Source organism: Epilithonimonas pallida, from assembly GCF_900182975.1.
GTDB lineage: Bacteria > Bacteroidota > Bacteroidia > Flavobacteriales > Weeksellaceae > Epilithonimonas > Epilithonimonas pallida.
On sequence record NZ_FXUO01000001.1, the window covers coordinates 532,626 to 548,857 of the forward strand.

13 protein-coding genes, 1 tRNA gene and 1 pseudogene are annotated in these 16,232 nt (G+C 39.0%); 6 read left to right on the forward strand and 9 right to left on the reverse strand.

Annotation, left to right across the window (positions count from 1 at the left end; all coding sequences use genetic code 11):
* Nucleotides 1-43: 43 nt before the first annotated feature.
* From QOL71_RS02315 to QOL71_RS02355, 9 genes and pseudogenes are all read right to left on the reverse strand, one after another.
* Nucleotides 44-5,482: pseudogene (locus QOL71_RS02315) on the reverse strand (N-6 DNA methylase).
* Nucleotides 5,469-5,906 carry a DUF1896 domain-containing protein gene (locus QOL71_RS02320; RefSeq protein WP_283415360.1) on the reverse strand — a complete coding sequence of 146 codons (438 nt, stop codon included), beginning with the start codon at nt 5,904-5,906 and terminating at the stop codon, nt 5,469-5,471. Before QOL71_RS02320 ends, QOL71_RS02315 begins: the two are co-directional and overlap by 14 nt.
* A gap of 541 nt (nt 5,907-6,447) precedes the next feature.
* Nucleotides 6,448-6,582, reverse strand: a complete 135-nt coding sequence (locus tag QOL71_RS17695; protein ID WP_283415361.1) for a hypothetical protein — start codon at nt 6,580-6,582, stop codon at nt 6,448-6,450.
* Between the two features lie 688 nt (nt 6,583-7,270).
* Nucleotides 7,271-7,344, reverse strand: a tRNA-Ile gene (locus tag QOL71_RS02330).
* A gap of 62 nt (nt 7,345-7,406) precedes the next feature.
* Nucleotides 7,407-7,805, reverse strand: a complete 399-nt coding sequence (gene mce / locus QOL71_RS02335) for a methylmalonyl-CoA epimerase (RefSeq protein ID WP_283415362.1) — start codon at nt 7,803-7,805, stop codon at nt 7,407-7,409.
* Between the two features lie 67 nt (nt 7,806-7,872).
* Nucleotides 7,873-8,634: a triose-phosphate isomerase gene (tpiA, locus tag QOL71_RS02340; protein ID WP_283415363.1), complete on the reverse strand. Its 762-nt coding sequence runs from the start codon at nt 8,632-8,634 to the stop codon at nt 7,873-7,875.
* A gap of 7 nt (nt 8,635-8,641) precedes the next feature.
* Nucleotides 8,642-8,992, reverse strand: a complete 351-nt coding sequence (locus tag QOL71_RS02345) for a tellurite resistance TerB family protein (RefSeq protein ID WP_283415364.1) — start codon at nt 8,990-8,992, stop codon at nt 8,642-8,644.
* 8 nt (nt 8,993-9,000) lie between these two features.
* Nucleotides 9,001-10,077 carry a BT_3928 family protein gene (locus tag QOL71_RS02350; protein WP_283415365.1) on the reverse strand — a complete coding sequence of 359 codons (1,077 nt, stop codon included), beginning with the start codon at nt 10,075-10,077 and terminating at the stop codon, nt 9,001-9,003.
* Nucleotides 10,078-10,082: 5 nt separating this feature from the next.
* Entirely contained in the window at nt 10,083-10,619 is a 537-nt protein-coding gene (locus QOL71_RS02355; protein ID WP_283415366.1) for a DUF1599 domain-containing protein, read from the reverse strand.
* 116 nt (nt 10,620-10,735) lie between these two features.
* On the opposite strand from QOL71_RS02355, the gene folP reads away from it, so the two are divergent.
* The 6 genes from folP (at nt 10,736) to rplI (ending at nt 16,185) form a co-directional block, all read left to right on the forward strand.
* Complete coding sequence (gene folP, locus QOL71_RS02360) at nt 10,736-11,563, forward strand: dihydropteroate synthase (protein ID WP_283415367.1); 828 nt, start codon at nt 10,736-10,738, stop codon at nt 11,561-11,563.
* A 2-nt stretch (nt 11,564-11,565) separates the two neighbouring features.
* Complete coding sequence (locus QOL71_RS02365) at nt 11,566-12,909, forward strand: chloride channel protein (RefSeq protein ID WP_283415368.1); 1,344 nt, start codon at nt 11,566-11,568, stop codon at nt 12,907-12,909.
* Between the two features lie 145 nt (nt 12,910-13,054).
* On the forward strand, nt 13,055-14,716 hold the full coding sequence (locus QOL71_RS02370; protein WP_283415369.1) for a T9SS type A sorting domain-containing protein: 1,662 nt from the start codon (nt 13,055-13,057) through the stop codon (nt 14,714-14,716).
* Nucleotides 14,717-14,841: 125 nt separating this feature from the next.
* Nucleotides 14,842-15,183: a 30S ribosomal protein S6 gene (gene rpsF, locus QOL71_RS02375; protein WP_027382073.1), complete on the forward strand. Its 342-nt coding sequence runs from the start codon at nt 14,842-14,844 to the stop codon at nt 15,181-15,183.
* 29 nt (nt 15,184-15,212) lie between these two features.
* Nucleotides 15,213-15,515 carry a 30S ribosomal protein S18 gene (gene rpsR, locus QOL71_RS02380; RefSeq protein ID WP_027382072.1) on the forward strand — a complete coding sequence of 101 codons (303 nt, stop codon included), beginning with the start codon at nt 15,213-15,215 and terminating at the stop codon, nt 15,513-15,515.
* Nucleotides 15,516-15,681: 166 nt separating this feature from the next.
* On the forward strand, nt 15,682-16,185 hold the full coding sequence (gene rplI, locus QOL71_RS02385; RefSeq protein WP_283415370.1) for a 50S ribosomal protein L9: 504 nt from the start codon (nt 15,682-15,684) through the stop codon (nt 16,183-16,185).
* Nucleotides 16,186-16,232 lie beyond the last annotated feature (47 nt).

The following is a 16,232-nucleotide window of genomic DNA, read 5'->3' on the forward strand; positions in this document are numbered from 1 at the left end:
CCTAATAAAAAAAATGGACGAAAAGGACGAAAAGTAACGACTATTATAATACGCCACGAGGTGAATGAACGCCTTTTGTTCGTATAATGCTTTCCTGCACCTTTGGGGCTTCATTCTGCTTTTCTGCCTGCTCCGAAGCATCTTGTTTGGTTTCCGGCGTAATAGATAGCTGTATCTTTCTTTCTACGGCAGCCAGTTCCGTTTTAAGCTCACTCAATCGACTTTCCTTAGCCCAAGTACCGTTAACCACTTCCTGAAGTATCGGCAGGTCTTTTTGTATTTCAGCGATTTTCTCCTGCTCCTGCTTCACAAAGCCCGGCAGTTTTTCCAAAGCCCTTAAAAAATTCATTGCGGCGGTTTCGGGGTCTTTTGCCATCAGACCGTTATTGTAGGTGTACTTGATATTGCCCTCGCCAGTTATAAAAAATCTATTGACCCTTTCGAGTGTTGAATTATCCTTTGGAAGTTCTGTTTTAACCAATAATTGAAACCCGTAGAGGTTGCCTATTTCACGATAGTCGCCTGCCGTGCGGGCTTTGTTCGCAATCTCGTTCAGTTTCGCACCGATTTGTTTCGGATTTGCATTGGGTGGCAAGCCATCCAACAGCACAGGGTTTTCGATTGTACCATCCGAACGCTTTTGCAGGCGTTGCTGTAAGTTTTCCCAGTCGGTATTCATACGGCTCAAACGGGATTGAGTGCTTTGCAACATTTCCGTATAATCCTGTACCTTAAATTTGGCACTGGATTTAGAACGGTTGAACGCCTGCTTTTCACTTTCCAGTCCGGCAATCTGTTTTTCCAGTTTGGCTTTATCCAACAGGTCTGTATTTCCTGACAGGATTGCTACGTATTCCGAAAAGTTCATTCCCGATTTTTCGTCCATACTTCCCTCATCAATCGTTCTTTTGGTCAGGTTGTTGGTCTTTAACTGGTCGATGAAAAGCTGCTTATTGTACAGCAGGTTGAACTTGTAGCTATCCAAAGATTTTTCAACGGCATAGATGATTACATCTACTTTGTTGTTGGCAAAGAACTTCGCAATCTCATTGCCTTTGCGGATTGCTCGACCGTCACGTTGGGCAAGGTCGCTTGGTCGCCACGGCGTATCTAAATGATGAACCGCTACGGCTCTTTTTTGTGCGTTTACTCCTGTTCCGAGCATACTTGTAGAGCCGAACAGCACACGAATTTTGCCCTCGTTCATCTCTTTGATAAATTCCTTGCGTTGCTTATCATTTTTCGCCTGCTGTATAAATCTTACTTCGTGCGCAGGGATGCCGTGGTCTTCCACGAGCTTGCGTTTGATTTCCGAGTACACGTTCCATTCGCCCGGCTTATAGGTTCCCAAATCAGAGAAAACGAACTGCGTTCCTTTCTGTGCGTGGTATTGGTTATAATACTTGGCAATAGTTGCCGCACAATGCGAAGCCTTGCTATCGGGATGGTCTTCATATTTTCCATTTATCATCCGCATATCGAGTGACATTTTGCGGGCGTAATCCGTAGCGATGAGCATCTTCGCCTTTTCTTCGCTTTGCGACAACGGTGGTCTTCCGAGCAACTCGGCATTTCCCGTTTTTGCAAAATCCATCAATTTTTGAATGAACGCAGATTGGTCTGGAGTAGGCGGAATATTATACAAAATCTCATTCTTATTGGGGCGGTCAATACCTATATCTTTTGCCGTTCGGTAATCCGTGATTTCGGAGTAGAATTGCGCAAGCTCCGGTACTTTGATAAAGTATCGGAAACGCTCTTTGGCTACAATACTGTTGGCTACCGAAAATTCATAATCGGTCGTTTTCCTTGCATAAATAGCAGCCCACGCATCAAAAGAATGAATGCCCTGTTTTTCCAATGCTCTTGGCCGCAGGTATTTGAACAGCAGGTACAGTTCGGTTAATGAGTTGCTGATAGTTGTACCCGAAAGAAAGGTTGCTCCCATATCCGCATTTGTCCGTTCCTGAATGGTTCGGATTGCAAAGAGCAGGTTCAAAGCCTTTTGGCTACCGACCACATTGCCCAATCCGGCAACCCTTGTATGCCGTGTATTGAACATTAGGTTTTTGAATTGATGACTTTCATCTACGAACAAATGGTCAATGCCCATCATCTTAAAATCAACTACATCATCCTTGCGGTTTTCAATATCGTGTTGCAGGGTTTTGAGCTTCACTTCGAGGTTTTCTTTCCGCTTGATTACTCCGGCAAGCATACCTCTGGTAACTTCCTTGCCTTGCGATTGCAGTGCATCGAGGTTACGCTCTACGCTGTCCAATTCTATTTCGAGAATTTCCTTTTGTATTTCGGGCGACTGCGGTATCATACCGAATTGGTCGTGTGTGAGGATTACACAATCCCACTCGTTGTTTTTAATATCTCCGAAAATCCGCAGGCGTTTTTGGGGCGTAAAATCTTCTTTGCCCGGAAACAGTATTTTAGCGTGTGGATAGGCAGTGCGGTAGGCTTCGGCAATTTCGTGAACATTGCTTTTCAGCCCGATAATCATCGGTTTATGTGCCAATCCCAAACGTTTAATTTCCTGTGCTGCGGTACACATCACAAGGGTTTTTCCTGCACCTACTTCGTGGTCGCAGATAGCACCGTTGTTCAGCTTTATCATCCAAACGGTGTCCTTTTGGCTCGAATACAGGTCTTCAATCCCCAATGCCTTACGGTCTAAGCCCGGAAAGTCCTGATGGCTTCCGTCATAGTTCGGTCGAACGAAGCAGTTAAACGTATCGTTGTATTGGTTGGTCAGCCTGTTTTTAAACTCATCGTTTTGGGCGTGTAGCCAATCGGTAAAAGCGGTACGGATTTCGTCAATCTTGGTGTTCGCCATTTGTATGGCTTCCATATCCCGCACCTTGACCTCTTGGTCGCCAACCGTAATTTTCTTGGTAATATCAGGTGTGGTATTGACAAGAGCGTGTTTGAGTAGGGCAATCCCGTCAAACGTTCTGCTTTCAGCTTTGACAGCGTATTTTTCCCATATAAGCAAATTCTTCCGGTCACACTTTACTGAAAAGTCATCAGAGCTTTCAGAGTAATGAACGAGTACATCCGTATCAAAAAGATGTGAAGCAAAACGGGCATAAATGCCAGTGGGTATCCAGCGTTCGCCGAGGTTAAAATCGAGTTCCTCAAACTCAATTCGTCTTGGTCGGGCTTCTTCCAGAACGGTAAGGCTTGTTTTGGCTTCGGCATCATCGGGATTGCGTTCGAGATACGCTTTGACCTCTAGGGCTTTCTCTACTACGTTCCCTGCAATCCAGCGTTCGGATATTTCATATTCCTTTTGCAGAGGATTGTAGTAAATACGACCGTGCAATGCTTCTTTCAAAGCATCGTCCGTCATACCGCTGATTTCGGACATATATTCCAAATCCACGCTTCCATATTTGTTCAGCGAAGCCGCTAACGCTTCTTCGGGATTGTCCGTTGCTATTGTTAAGGTGGAGAAACTTACAGGACGGCTGAATATATCCGCTTTGTGTACCACGCCACCAACGACACGTTCCAAATAAGGGATTTCCTTACCGGCGCTGTCCGTTTTAATGAGCTTGATGTTATCGGCGCTATTGAGATTTCCGTACCTTTTGACAAAGGCATCGTATAAGCGGTTAAGGTTTTCCCTTTCTCCCTTGTATTCGGTCTGGTGCTGTGCCTCTTTGGTGTAAAGCTGGTGGTAAATATCCCTCACTTCGATGTAGGCTTCGGCTCTTGCTTTCTGTAAGGAGGATAATTGCAAGGGATGGAAAACAGCTTTACCGTCTGCCGTATCTACATCTTGCAGATGCCCGACCCAACCCTTATCCTGTACAAGGCAATCGTTACGGTGGAACGATTGCAGTTCGCCTGTATATGGAGCAACTTAGGGAATGGTATTAATATTGGTATTTGCAATGGCTGTCTTATGAGATTGGCCATTGCCGTTTATTTGTGAAAACAGGTCGCCGATAACTTCCTGTTCTATGCGATTGGATGACATATTTCCATTGGTCGCCCTATTGGTAACAGGAGGCATATAAGGCTGCTGCATTGCACTACTGAACAGGTCGGGCTGGCGACCTATTGCGGCTCTTCCTTTGGTTGTGGCTTGCCTTTTCGTTGTTGTAGCTCTTTTCGGCGTAGCAAGAACCGATACGGGTTCGTCCACTTGCTCAAACAGGTCGAAAATGCTCAACTGTTTCTGTTCCTGCGGACTTTCACCACTCGTTACAGGAACCGATAAAGATTGTATTTCCCGTTGGATGATGAGAGGTTCGATAACCGGAGGCGTAACCTTTGGTTCAGCCGGAATTTGTATCAAAGGCTCATTATGCCGTTCGCCTCGGTATAAGCTCAAATTCAGTTGCTTTCCAAAATCTTCGGAAAGCATTTGTTTGAGGTCATTGGCAATACCATCAACACCGTTTTTATGGGTATAGATTAAGGCAGGTTGCCCGTATGGGTCGGTGTCTAATTTGCTATCGGTATGCACAATCCTTGTGCTGTCCTGAAAGAGTGCATTGCCCGGCGTATTGTGTTCCGTTTGCCTGCTTTGGCAAAACAGATCTTCCCTGTCGGTCAGATTTTGTTTTGCCGTATTCTTTTGCAGGATAATCAAATCACTGCCCACTTCTGTACCTGCGTACTCTGTAAACAGGTTATTGGGCAGGCGGACAACCGAAACCAAATCATTACCTTGCATCAACGCCCTGCGTATGGGTTCATTCTTCGGGCTGTTGAGGATGCCCTGTGAAGCGATGTACGCTAGCAAGCCGCCCTCACGTAGCATATCAGTACCTTTCAGGAAAAAGTAATTGTGTATGCTTCGGGCAGCCTGGACTTTTGCATTGTCCTTACTTCGGGAATAGGAAAGGTCAAAAACGGAAGTATCGCCGAATGGAATATTACTGGCAATTACGTCGTAGCTGTTTTGTTCTTTTTCCGGGATTTCCTCGAAACCGCTTACACGGATATTGCTTTCGGTATAAAGTTGCTTTAAAATCTTGCCTGTGAGCAAGTCCTTTTCATAAGCGGTAACGTTTGCTTTTTGATGTTCTGAAAAGGATTGTATGAATGAACCGATACCTGCGGACGGTTCGAGGAATTTCTCAATATGCAAACCGCTTTCACGCAAAGCTGCGGAAATGGCATCTATAACCTGTGGCGGTGTATAGAATGCCGTAAGGACAGAGCTTCGCATACTTTCCACATAATTTTTATACTGCTTATCGTCTGCGGAATTTTCTTTGAGTAGCTGGTGGAGTTCCTGCGTAAGTGGGAAAAGGTCGTGTTCCGTCTTTCTCCAATTGTTGATGTCTATTGCGTTCTCAACGGGGTTCAGAACGAATTTAAGACCGCCAAATCCGCTGTATCGCATCATTAGCAGTCTTTCGCCTACGGTGGCTTGTCGTTTCTCCTTTTCCAGTTTAAAAGCAATTCGCAGGGCATCAATGTTGAGTTGGAGATGTTGGCGTTTACTGAAGCCCATTTTCCTGTATCCATATTGCCATGGTTCCTGTAAGCTCGGTGTAGAGCAGGTCAAACTCAGTTTCATAAGCGAAATCATCGGTTAGCTCATATCTTGCGAAAACAGGCTCACAGACAGGGAACATTTTAAGGGCGAACAGTCGCAGTTCCTCATCTGCCATTATGGTATCAAACTCGTTGCATACCACCTGAAAAACTGTATCAAAACGGGAAAAGTACAAGCCCTCAAATAGAATGTGATCGGCTATTTCATTGCATTGTTCAATACGGTTGCCCGAACTGAAAGCACCCTCATAGGCATTGGCAGCCCACGAGGAACGTTGCTCGATAAATTTTTTGTCGTTCGCCTTTTCGGGGAAGCTGTTGTTTAGTAATTCTTGCAGTCGTAATCTGAAATACGAAAGGTCTTTTTGATGTGTACTCATACTATAATTTTTATTTAGAATTTTGCTCGAAACCTAAAATTATAGCAGCAGGTAAGCCCCTCAAAAGAAGTGGCAGGCTTTGGCTTTGTGTGGCGGGATTTGGCGTATTGATGGCTTTTAGAAAATTACAGTGGTATAACCTAAGCATCAATTAACTTTTTAGAAATCGGCTACATGAATCTTAGATTTGGACACATCCAATTCCCCAAATTGTAAATTCTGCTTAAACTGACCATTGTATTCTGGTTTAAAGTGACTATAGTAAACCAGAATCAGATGGATACTTTCGCTAGAATCAGGTGGTCAATTTTTCCAGATTCTCCAAATATTCATAGGAACATACTTTTTGAGAGTTCATACCTATTTTTTAGCAGTATTAAGTTTCCTGCCTTTTTCTATGTAGCTTTTGCCTTTCGCCATAAGCTCCTGTACAAATTCATCGCTGCTCTGTACAGCATTGGCGTTGAGCATACAATTTTGAGTAAGCTATTTCGCCTTTGGTACGCATAAGCCATAGTGTTTTCTCACTGATGCGTAGGTATTAGCATACCTCGTGGTTGTTGAGCCACAACTCATCATAGCTTTTATCTTCCTGTCTTTTCAGGTAATCGGCAATGGCATTGATACGGCTGTTCAACTGTTGCCACGCTTCTTCTTCAATGGTTATAATTTTCATTGCACAGCTTTTAAATGTTCACTATGCAAAATTGTTAAAGATGGCAGTGTTTGTCTGCCAAGGCTTGCCAATTGGTTTAGCGGTTTTCTAACAATTTGCGACGTACTTTAACTGACATCCACTGTCTTGATTGAATCCACCTTCTGTGCATTTAATAATTGAGTTGAACAAAGAACAAAAATTATTGATGCATTATTAAAAAATTTTGTGCTATTACTTTCCATAGATTTTTTTTATATCTGCAAATCTAGAATGTTATGATTTTGGACAAATTAAAAAAAAGGTGAAACGGACAAAATTTAACTTGAAGGGTAGAAAGTATATAGGAAACGTTTAATTAGTGATTCATCGTCCAAAATCTGTTTAATACATCTAAAGAATATTTTGTAGTAAATCTTCTAGTAATGATCTTACGAACTGCAAATAATTTAGGTAACTACATCTTTAGTGTACCAAATAGCCAATTCCTGTTATTTGGCTCAAACGAATCAAATTGTCTAAAGAAGTTTTTGAAGATACCCTCGTCTTGGTCCCAGTACGGGATTATTATTTTAAAACCAATAAATATTTTTTTTAAATAGCACTCAATCTTATAAATAATAAAAATACTTTATAAAAAACCAGCCCCCTGTTTAACCCCCTATAAAAAATAAACCCTTGAATATCAGCATATTCAAAGGTTTTATCGTGGTCCCACCTGGGCTCGAACCAGGGACCACCTGATTATGAGTCAGGTGCTCTAACCAACTGAGCTATAGGACCTCAAAATTTGGTTAAATTTTGTGTGTGCAAAAATAACAAAATTTCTTTATCTGCCAAACCTTTTAAGATTTTTCTTGACACAATTCTATCAGCACACCATTCGTTGATTTAGGGTGTAAGAAGACAACTAATTTATTATCAGCACCTTCTTTCGGCTCTTCTGATATGAAAATGAATCCTTCTTTTTTTAATCTTTCGATTTCAGTTTGGATGTTTTCTACCCCAAATGCGATATGATGAATCCCTTCTCCTTTTTTATCGAGGAATTTCGCGATCGGGCTTTCCGGATTTGTGGCTTCCAAAAGTTCGATTTTGCTTTCTCCAACTTCGTAAAATGAAGTGGTTACACCTTCCCTTTCGACAGACTCTTGTTTATAATTGGATTTACCCAAAAGTCTTGCAAAAAGATTATCCGAATCTGATAAAGATTTAACAGCAATTCCCAAATGTTCTATTTTCATTTTCTAATAAATATAAAAAAATTAAACCTCATAGTTACGCTATGAGGTTTATTATTTAGATAAACTATTAAGGATTAAATCCTTCAATGATTTTTGAAAAATCTTCAATTTTAAGTGCAGCACCGCCAATCAGACCTCCGTCAACATCAGGCTGGGAAAAGATTTCTTTGGCGTTATCAGGCTTCACACTTCCACCGTAAAGAATAGAAACCTCATCAGCCACTTCTTTTCCGTATTTGTCTGCAATCAGACTTCTGATATAAGCGTGAACTTCCTGTGCTTGTTCAGCGGTAGCGGTTTCGCCGGTTCCAATGGCCCAAACTGGTTCGTAAGCAATCACTACTTTTTTGATTTCTTCTGCAGATAAAGTGAAAAGGGCTGTTTCTGTTTGGTTCTTCACCACCTCGAAATGTCTTCCTGCCTTGCGTTCTTCTAATTTTTCACCATTGCAATAGATTGGTGTCAAACCTTTGTCAAGCAGTGCTTTTACTTTTCTGTTCGCATGGTTGTCTGTCTCGCCGTGAAACGTTCTTCTTTCTGAGTGAGAAACTAAACTTCCGTCAGCATCAACAGAAGCTAGCATATCAACAGAAATTTCGCCAGTGTAGGCACCACTTGCATATTCAGAAACGTCCTGGGCAAATACGCCAACTTCCCCATTTTTGAAAACTTCTTTCGCGGTGGTAAGATACAGAGCTGGCGGCGCAATGTAAACCTCGCAATTAGTAGTGTTATTTTTTTTGTATTCTAAAAGCTGAAACATGAGTTCCTGGGCTTCAGCATAAGTTTTGTTCATTTTCCAGTTGCCTGCAACAATGTTCTTTCTCATTATATTTTTAATTTAAGTTCCAAAGATTTTTAAGTAGAATGTAGAATCTATGCTCATCATCGCTTACATTGTTATCAGCTTTGATGAGAGATTTTGCAAATTGAATAAAGTCTTTTCTTTCTTTTTCTGTAGAATCATCCTCGAAGCATTTTGCATGGAATTCGAAATGGTCCTGCCATTGGTCAGAAGTAAGCTGCGCAATGATCTCCAATTCGTCATCCAGGTTCAGACGGAACGGAAATTCTTCAGCCATATATTCCTGAACTTTAAGCCCTTCTTCGGGTTTGATAATGCCGTCTACAGCGGACAAAATCATAAGTAAATGATAACCAGCAATCGGTTTATTTGATTTTCTCATTATATAATTTAATCTTGATTTAAATAATCTTTAGCACCCAATTTTTCAACAATTTTTCCTTTTTCCAGAACTAATACAAAGGGATTGCTTCTGGCTATCGTTTTGATAGCGATTTCATCCATCATATAATTAGGAATTTGTTTATAGAAATCAGGTTGTGTACTTATGCCGTAAACTTTAGCTTTTTCCGTCAAAGCTTTGGTTTCTGTTTTATTGAGAAGATCGGCATCTACTAATTTCGGTTTGTATGAAAAAATCAGAACTGCCCTCGGTTCTTTCAATATTTCGTTAGTGAAATTATTACCGTTAATATCTTCAACCTTGAATTTCGAAATTTCAGATTCGTAACCTTTTTTCACGATTTCAGATGTCGTTTTTCCGTCTTCGATTTGCCAGTTGGTGTCTTTCCAATATTCTTTGTTGATATAATCATCCTGATTTACTTTTTTAATTTCACCGGTTTTCAGATTCTTAAGCGAATAAAAAGTCTTGTATTCCGAAGGATTTTTATCGATTTTTTCTTTCTCTGCGCCCAGATCTGTTCCGATAGAATAAGCTCTGAAATCTATCATCGGTTCGTGAGCAATTCCTCTGTACATAACGAAAATCATTACTAAAACGAAAACTCCCAACAATGGTAATTTTCCGAATCTTACCCTTTCATCTTCTTCTCTTTTTCTGTAAAGAACAGCCAAAATTAATAATAAAACAAGGAGTATAATATCTTTCCAGAACGATTGCCAAGGTGTGAATTTGATTGCGTCACCAAAACATCCGCAATCCGTTACTACATTATAATAAGCGGAATAAAACGTCAGAAAACCAAAGAAAATACAAAGCGCAATCAATGCATAAATCGTTTGTTTAAGTTTGATTTTCATCAGTAACATAAATCCTAAAACCAATTCCAATATAACAACGATGATCGAAAATGCCAAAGCATATTTTTCTAAAAATGGCAAATCGAAAACAACCGGTGAGAAATATTCTTCCAGCTTGAAAGAAAATCCTTTCAAATCGACCGCTTTTACAAAACCGGAAGCAATGAAAATAAGTGCAACAATGTAGCGTAGAACTGCTTTCATATTTATTAATTTTTAAATTTAATCAGACAAAAAACAGCATAATTCAGCATATCAAAATAGTTGGCATCCAAACCTTCCGAAACCAAAGTTTTCCCTTGATTATCTTCGATCTGTTTGGTTCTCAAAACTTTCTGATAAATCAAATCTGTGATGGACGAGATTCTCATATCTCTCCAGGCTTCACCGTAATCGTGATTTTTGCGTTCCATCAGCTCTTTCGCTTTTTGGGCATAAGAATCGTAAAGATTGATGATTTCTTCCGGATTAGCATTCAGCTCATCAGAAAATCCTTTCTCCAGCTGAATCAATCCGATAATAGAATAATTGATGATTGCAATGAATTCGTCTTCTTCGCTTTCATCCACCATTTTCACATCCGTCATTTGTAACGTTCTGATTCTGCTTACTTTGATGTAGATTTGGTCGGTTATAGAACTGGGACGAAGAACACGCCAGGCAGTTCCATAATCTTTCATTTTTTTTTGGAAAAGGTCTCTGCAAGTCTTGATAACGTCGTCAAACTGGGCGGATGTATTGTGCATAAATCTGTCTAATTGGTCAAAGATACAAATTTAGTTTATAGTTAAAAATTGACGGTTGTCAGTTTTAATTCTCAGCAGATATCTTATAACTCATAACTAAATTTTATTTTTGTAATATGAACTTTTCTGTAACTGATAATTGCCGGTTTTTCTCAGTCAACTGTAACGGCAGATTAATTGACTTGTCAAAGCCAAAACTGATGGGAATCCTCAATCTAACTCCGGATTCTTTTTCTGACGGAGGGAAATTCAACAATGAAAAATCAGCCTTGCAACAAGCTGAAAATCTGTTAAAAAACGGTGCGTCAATTATTGATATCGGCGCACAATCGACACGACCAAATGCCGAATTTTTGAATGCTGATGAAGAAATCGGAAGGATTGGAAATGTTATTTCATTAATCAAAAAAGAATTCCCGGAAAGTTTGATTTCATTAGATACATTTTATTCCGATGTTGTGAGATTCGGTTATAATGAAGGAATTGATATAGTAAATGATATTTCTGCAGGACAATTTGATTCTGAACTTTTGGATACAGTTGCAAAATCTGGCTTACCTTATATATTGATGCATATTAACCCGACTTATGAATCGATGCACGAGAAAATTAAGTTCGATGATATTATTATTTCTGTTAACCGGTTTTTCTCAGAAAAGGTAAAATTTTTAAGACAAAAAGGAATCAAAGATATTATTCTTGACCCTGGATTTGGCTTTGGAAAAACAGTTGAAGATCAATACCAAATGATTGATGAATTCGAATATATTGGATTTGGAAAAATGCCTGTTTTGGCTGGAATTTCAAAAAAATCATTCATTTACAAACCACTTGGAAAACAAGCGAACGAAGTTGAAAAAGAAACATTAGATTTACATCATGAGTTATTAGAAAAAGGAGCTAATATTATCCGTCTTCATAATCCGGAAACCTTGAAAATCTGAGTATGAAAAAAATCCTTCTCTTTATAAGGAAAGTTCTCAAAAAATCTTTTGACAATATCAGAAATGAGCGCTTGAAGCAGAATATTCTTCAAGCAGTTCCTTTTTGGATTGGCTCTATTATTACAGGATTGATTGCTGTTTTATATGCCCAAGTTTTTGCTTTCGGAGAAGAAATGCTTCATAAGATCCTGGATTGGCATCTTTGGATGATTTTTATTCTTGCACCAACAGGATTTGTTTTTTCTTGGTGGCTGGTAAAAAAATATGCACCATTTGCAAAAGGCAGCGGAATCCCGCAAGTAATGGCTGCTGTAGATCTGGCAAATCCAAAAGATAATCATCTTATCAAAAGACTGTTGAGTTTCAGAATTCTGATTGTTAAAATCATTTCAAGTTTTGTTTTGGTATCATCTGGTGGCGCAGTTGGAAGAGAAGGCCCGACCATACAGATTGCCGGCTCTGTTTTCCGAAAAGTCTATGAGTTTCTACCTGATTGGTGGCCGAAAATTTCGAAAAAGAATATGATTCTTACTGGAGCGGCAGCTGGGCTTTCAGCAGCTTTCAATACGCCTTTGGGAGGAATTGTTTTCGCAGTTGAAGAATTATCCAAAACTCACATCAATTACTTCAAAACGGCATTGTTTACAGCTGTTATTATTGCCGGGCTTACTGCACAGACTTTGGCGGGCTCTTATTTATATTTAGGTTATCCTAAAACGCAAGGTGTGACTTTGTGGATTATGTTTCCGATTATTGTCGTTTCCGGAATTGCAGGAATTCTCAGCAGTCAGCTTTCTGTTGCAATGTTGAAAATCAATCGTCTCAAGAAAAAATTAAAATCAAACACTTCAAATATTATATTTCTTTTCATCTGTGGATTAATTGTAGCTTCTATAGCTTTTTTTCTTAATAAAGATATTCTGGGTTCCGGTAAAGATATCATAGAACGTGTTCTGTTTTCTGATAATAAAACCGAAGCTTGGTATGTTCCTATTCTCAGGATGTTAGGGCCTGCTTTAGCCTTTACTTCTGGAGGAGCTGGCGGAATTTTTGCTCCGGCTTTATCAACAGGAGCTTCTATTGGAAGTGTTTTTGCAGACATTATGAATCTCACCGATAACGAAACTAACGTCCTGATACTTGCAGGAATGGTCGCTTTTCTGACCGGGATTACCCGCGCGCCTTTTACTTCTGCGATTTTGGTTTTAGAAATGACGGACAGGCATTCATTAATATTCCATCTGATGTTGGCAGGAATGATATCTTCTATTTTCTCTGTTTTAATAAGCCGTTACTCTCTGTATGAAGAATTAAAGTTGAGCTTTTTAAAAGAAATAAAACAATAATCTTCCGAAATTCCTATTCGGTTTTTATAATTTTCATATTCAATATATTTGGATTTTTTATTTGAAATTGATATTTTTTTGGATAAAAATTTGGTAATTTAGAAATTATTTGGTTATATTTGAGAGAATTTAAAAAATTAATTTTATGAAAAAATTTCTATTTTCTTTATTTGCAACAGGTGCGTTGTTTTCAACAGACGTATTGAAAGCGCAGACTGTAATTTTCGAAGACAGTTTTGAAACGTACACAGATTTTGCTATTGCTAATGTTGGCAACTGGACACTTACAGATGTTGATCTTAAAACTACTTATGGATTTCAGGGAATTACATTCCCGAATACTCAGGTAGCCAAATCTTTTCAGGTTTTTAACTCAACTACCACAACTCCGGCAATGACTCCTAGTGAAACCTCAGATTGGACTGCCAATACAGGGGATAAAATGATGGTCGCTTTTGCAGCTACTTCATCACCGTGGAACAATGACTGGCTTATCTCTCCTCAAATACAGTTAGTAGCAGGGCAAGGAGCTACACTAAGTTTCTGGGCTAAAAGCTGTGATGCAGATTATGGAGCTGAGAAATTTAAAGTGCTGGTTTCCACAACAGGAACCGCGGTTGCAAACTTCACAGCAGTTTCAGGAGTTATAACAACACCTTCTGACGCTACTTGGCACGAGTATACTTACAATTTGAATGCTTATGCGGGGCAACAGATTTATGTGGCGATACAATGCACTTCAGAAGACCAATTCGGTTTTGCTGTAGATGATTTTAAAGTGGTTAGTATACCTCCGGCAACTACAGCTCCTGGCTGTTCTACTTTAAGTACACCGGCAAACGCAGCAACAGGAGTTGCAGTGGCGCCTACTCTTACATGGGCGGCATCTTCAGGTGCAGATTCTTATGATGTTTATCTAGATACTAACCCAAATCCAACAACAATGGTGGGTAATACTTCAGGGACAAGCTTCACAGTTACTTCTAACCTGGCACTTAACACAACTTACTATTGGAAAGTAATTCCTAAGAACTCAATTGGTTCGGCAAGTGGTTGTACAGTGAATTCATTTACAACAACTTCAACGTTGACATATTGCGGACCATTGGCGTTTACTTTCACTGTTGAACCAATTACATTGGTGAATTTTGCCGGAATTAATAACACGACAAGTGCCAGTACAACGGGTGGAACTGCTCATGAATTCTTCTTGAATCAGGTAGGTAACGTAACACAAGGAAGTACACATACTATTACAATAAAAGGAAATACGGGTGGTAATTATACAAATAATTTTGCTGTATTTATTGACTGGAATCAAGATGGAGATTTTGCAGATTCAGGAGAAACTTATTCTGTAGGAACTATTGTTAATTCAACAGGTACAGATACAAAACAACTTACTTACGATATCACAGTTCCGGTTGGAGCAACAGTTGGTAATACAAGAATGAGAGTTAAAAAGCAATTTGGAACAACCAGCCCGCTTACTGATCCTTGTACAGGAGCCAGCTTTGGACAGGCAGAAGATTATACTCTTAATGTTGGTGTATTGGCTGTTAATGATATAACAAAATCAAATATCAAGTCTTACCCTAACCCTGTTAAAGACGTCTTTAATATCGAAGCTCAAGGTAAGATCAAATCTGTGAAAGTATTTGATGTAACAGGTAAACAATTATTAACTAAAGATCTGAATGAAACTAAATCCCAAATTGACTTCAGCAGCTTCAATGCAGGTGTTTATGTCGTTACAACTCAGTTAGAAGATGGTTCTACAACTTCAACAAAAGTGATCAAGAAATAAAATCTAAATCATATTGTTAAATTAACCTGCAGAATTTCTGCAGGTTTTTTTGTTATAAATAATTGTAATTCGGAAAAAAGTTGTACTTTTGCAACTCGAATTTTTAATTAAAATTAATTAACATTATGAACAATTACGAAACTGTTTTCATTTTAACTCCCGTTCTATCTGATGCTCAGGTGGAGGAAGCAGTGAAAAAATTTGAAGATCTATTGACTTCAAACAATTGCGAAATCGTTGCCAAAGAAAATTGGGGACTTAAAAAATTGGCTTATCCTATCCAATTGAAAAAGAATGGTTTTTATACCTTAATCGAATTCAAAGGAGAAGGAACTGTAGTTGCAGACTTAGAAACTGCTTTCAAACGTGATGAGAGAGTTATCCGTTACCTAACGACTAAACTTGACAAGCACGCTGTAGATTATGCAGTAACAAGAAGAAGCAAACTAAAATCTGCGAAAGCTTAATTCATTAACCCTTAAAAAAATTTAAAACAATGGCAATTGACGATATGGCAAAACAAGCCTCTGCCGGGGGCGAATCGGAAGTAAAATTTCTTACTCCACTTGATATCAATACAAAATCTGAAAAGAAATATTGTAGATTCAAAAAATTCGGAATTAAGCACGTAGATTATAAAGATGCTGATTTCTTATTACAATTCGTGAACGAACAAGGTAAAATCTTACCAAGAAGATACACAGGAACTTCTCTTAAATATCAAAGAAAAGTATCTGCTGCTATCAAAAGAGCAAGACACCTTGCTTTGATGCCTTACGTAGCGGATCTTTTGAAATAAGAACAAAATAATAAAAGAAGAGAGCTTGCTTTCTTCTTTTGTTGCTGAATAAATAATTTAATTCTAACGATTTAGATAAGAGATAAAAGATAAAGGATAAAAGATTTTTAAAATCTTGATTCTTGGCTCTTTGTTCTTGGCTCTAAAACTAAAACGGACAACAACAATGGAAATTATCCTAAAAAAAGATGTAGAAAACTTAGGACTTGAGTTTGATACGGTAAATGTAAAACCAGGTTATGCAAGAAACTTTTTGATCCCTCAAGGTTTTGCATTATTAGCTACTCCAAAAAATAAAGCTCAATTAGAAGCTACTTTGGAGTCTAGAAAAGAAGAAGAAGCTAAGTTGGTTGCTGCTGCTAATGCAGTTGTAGATCAATTGAAGAAAACTGTTATTACTATTCCTGCAAAAGTAGGCGCTGGTGACAAGTTATTCGGTTCTATCAACAATGCTGACCTTGCTGCTGCATTAGAAAAAGCTGGTGTTAGTGTTGATAAAAAATACATCAAAATTCCTGGAAATACAATCAAGAGAACTGGTAAATTCTCAGCTCTTGTTAGACTTCACAGAAATGTTGAGTACAACTACGAGTTCGATATCGTTTCTGATGCTCCGGTAGTAGAAGCTGCTCCTGCAAAAAAGGAGGAAGCAAAATCTGAAGAAGCTTAATCAGCAAAAGATAAGATAAATAAAAAACCACTTCAAACGAGAAGTGG

What these genes read in the sequence shown, in the direction of transcription:
- rpsF (WP_027382073.1), top strand. Translation starts at nt 14,842, where the DNA reads ATGAACAATTACGAAACTGTTTTCATTTTAACTCCCGTTCTATCTGAT.
- tpiA (WP_283415363.1), bottom strand. Translation starts at nt 8,634, where the DNA reads ATGAGAAAGAACATTGTTGCAGGCAACTGGAAAATGAACAAAACTTAT.
- rpsR (WP_027382072.1), top strand. Translation starts at nt 15,213, where the DNA reads ATGGCAATTGACGATATGGCAAAACAAGCCTCTGCCGGGGGCGAATCG.
- QOL71_RS02350 (WP_283415365.1), bottom strand. Translation starts at nt 10,077, where the DNA reads ATGAAAGCAGTTCTACGCTACATTGTTGCACTTATTTTCATTGCTTCC.
- QOL71_RS02370 (WP_283415369.1), top strand. Translation starts at nt 13,055, where the DNA reads ATGAAAAAATTTCTATTTTCTTTATTTGCAACAGGTGCGTTGTTTTCA.
- QOL71_RS02345 (WP_283415364.1), bottom strand. Translation starts at nt 8,992, where the DNA reads ATGAGAAAATCAAATAAACCGATTGCTGGTTATCATTTACTTATGATT.
- QOL71_RS02355 (WP_283415366.1), bottom strand. Translation starts at nt 10,619, where the DNA reads ATGCACAATACATCCGCCCAGTTTGACGACGTTATCAAGACTTGCAGA.
- QOL71_RS17695 (WP_283415361.1), bottom strand. Translation starts at nt 6,582, where the DNA reads ATGAAAATTATAACCATTGAAGAAGAAGCGTGGCAACAGTTGAACAGC.
- QOL71_RS02365 (WP_283415368.1), top strand. Translation starts at nt 11,566, where the DNA reads ATGAAAAAAATCCTTCTCTTTATAAGGAAAGTTCTCAAAAAATCTTTT.
- folP (WP_283415367.1), top strand. Translation starts at nt 10,736, where the DNA reads ATGAACTTTTCTGTAACTGATAATTGCCGGTTTTTCTCAGTCAACTGT.
- mce (WP_283415362.1), bottom strand. Translation starts at nt 7,805, where the DNA reads ATGAAAATAGAACATTTGGGAATTGCTGTTAAATCTTTATCAGATTCG.
- rplI (WP_283415370.1), top strand. Translation starts at nt 15,682, where the DNA reads ATGGAAATTATCCTAAAAAAAGATGTAGAAAACTTAGGACTTGAGTTT.
- QOL71_RS02320 (WP_283415360.1), bottom strand. Translation starts at nt 5,906, where the DNA reads ATGAGTACACATCAAAAAGACCTTTCGTATTTCAGATTACGACTGCAA.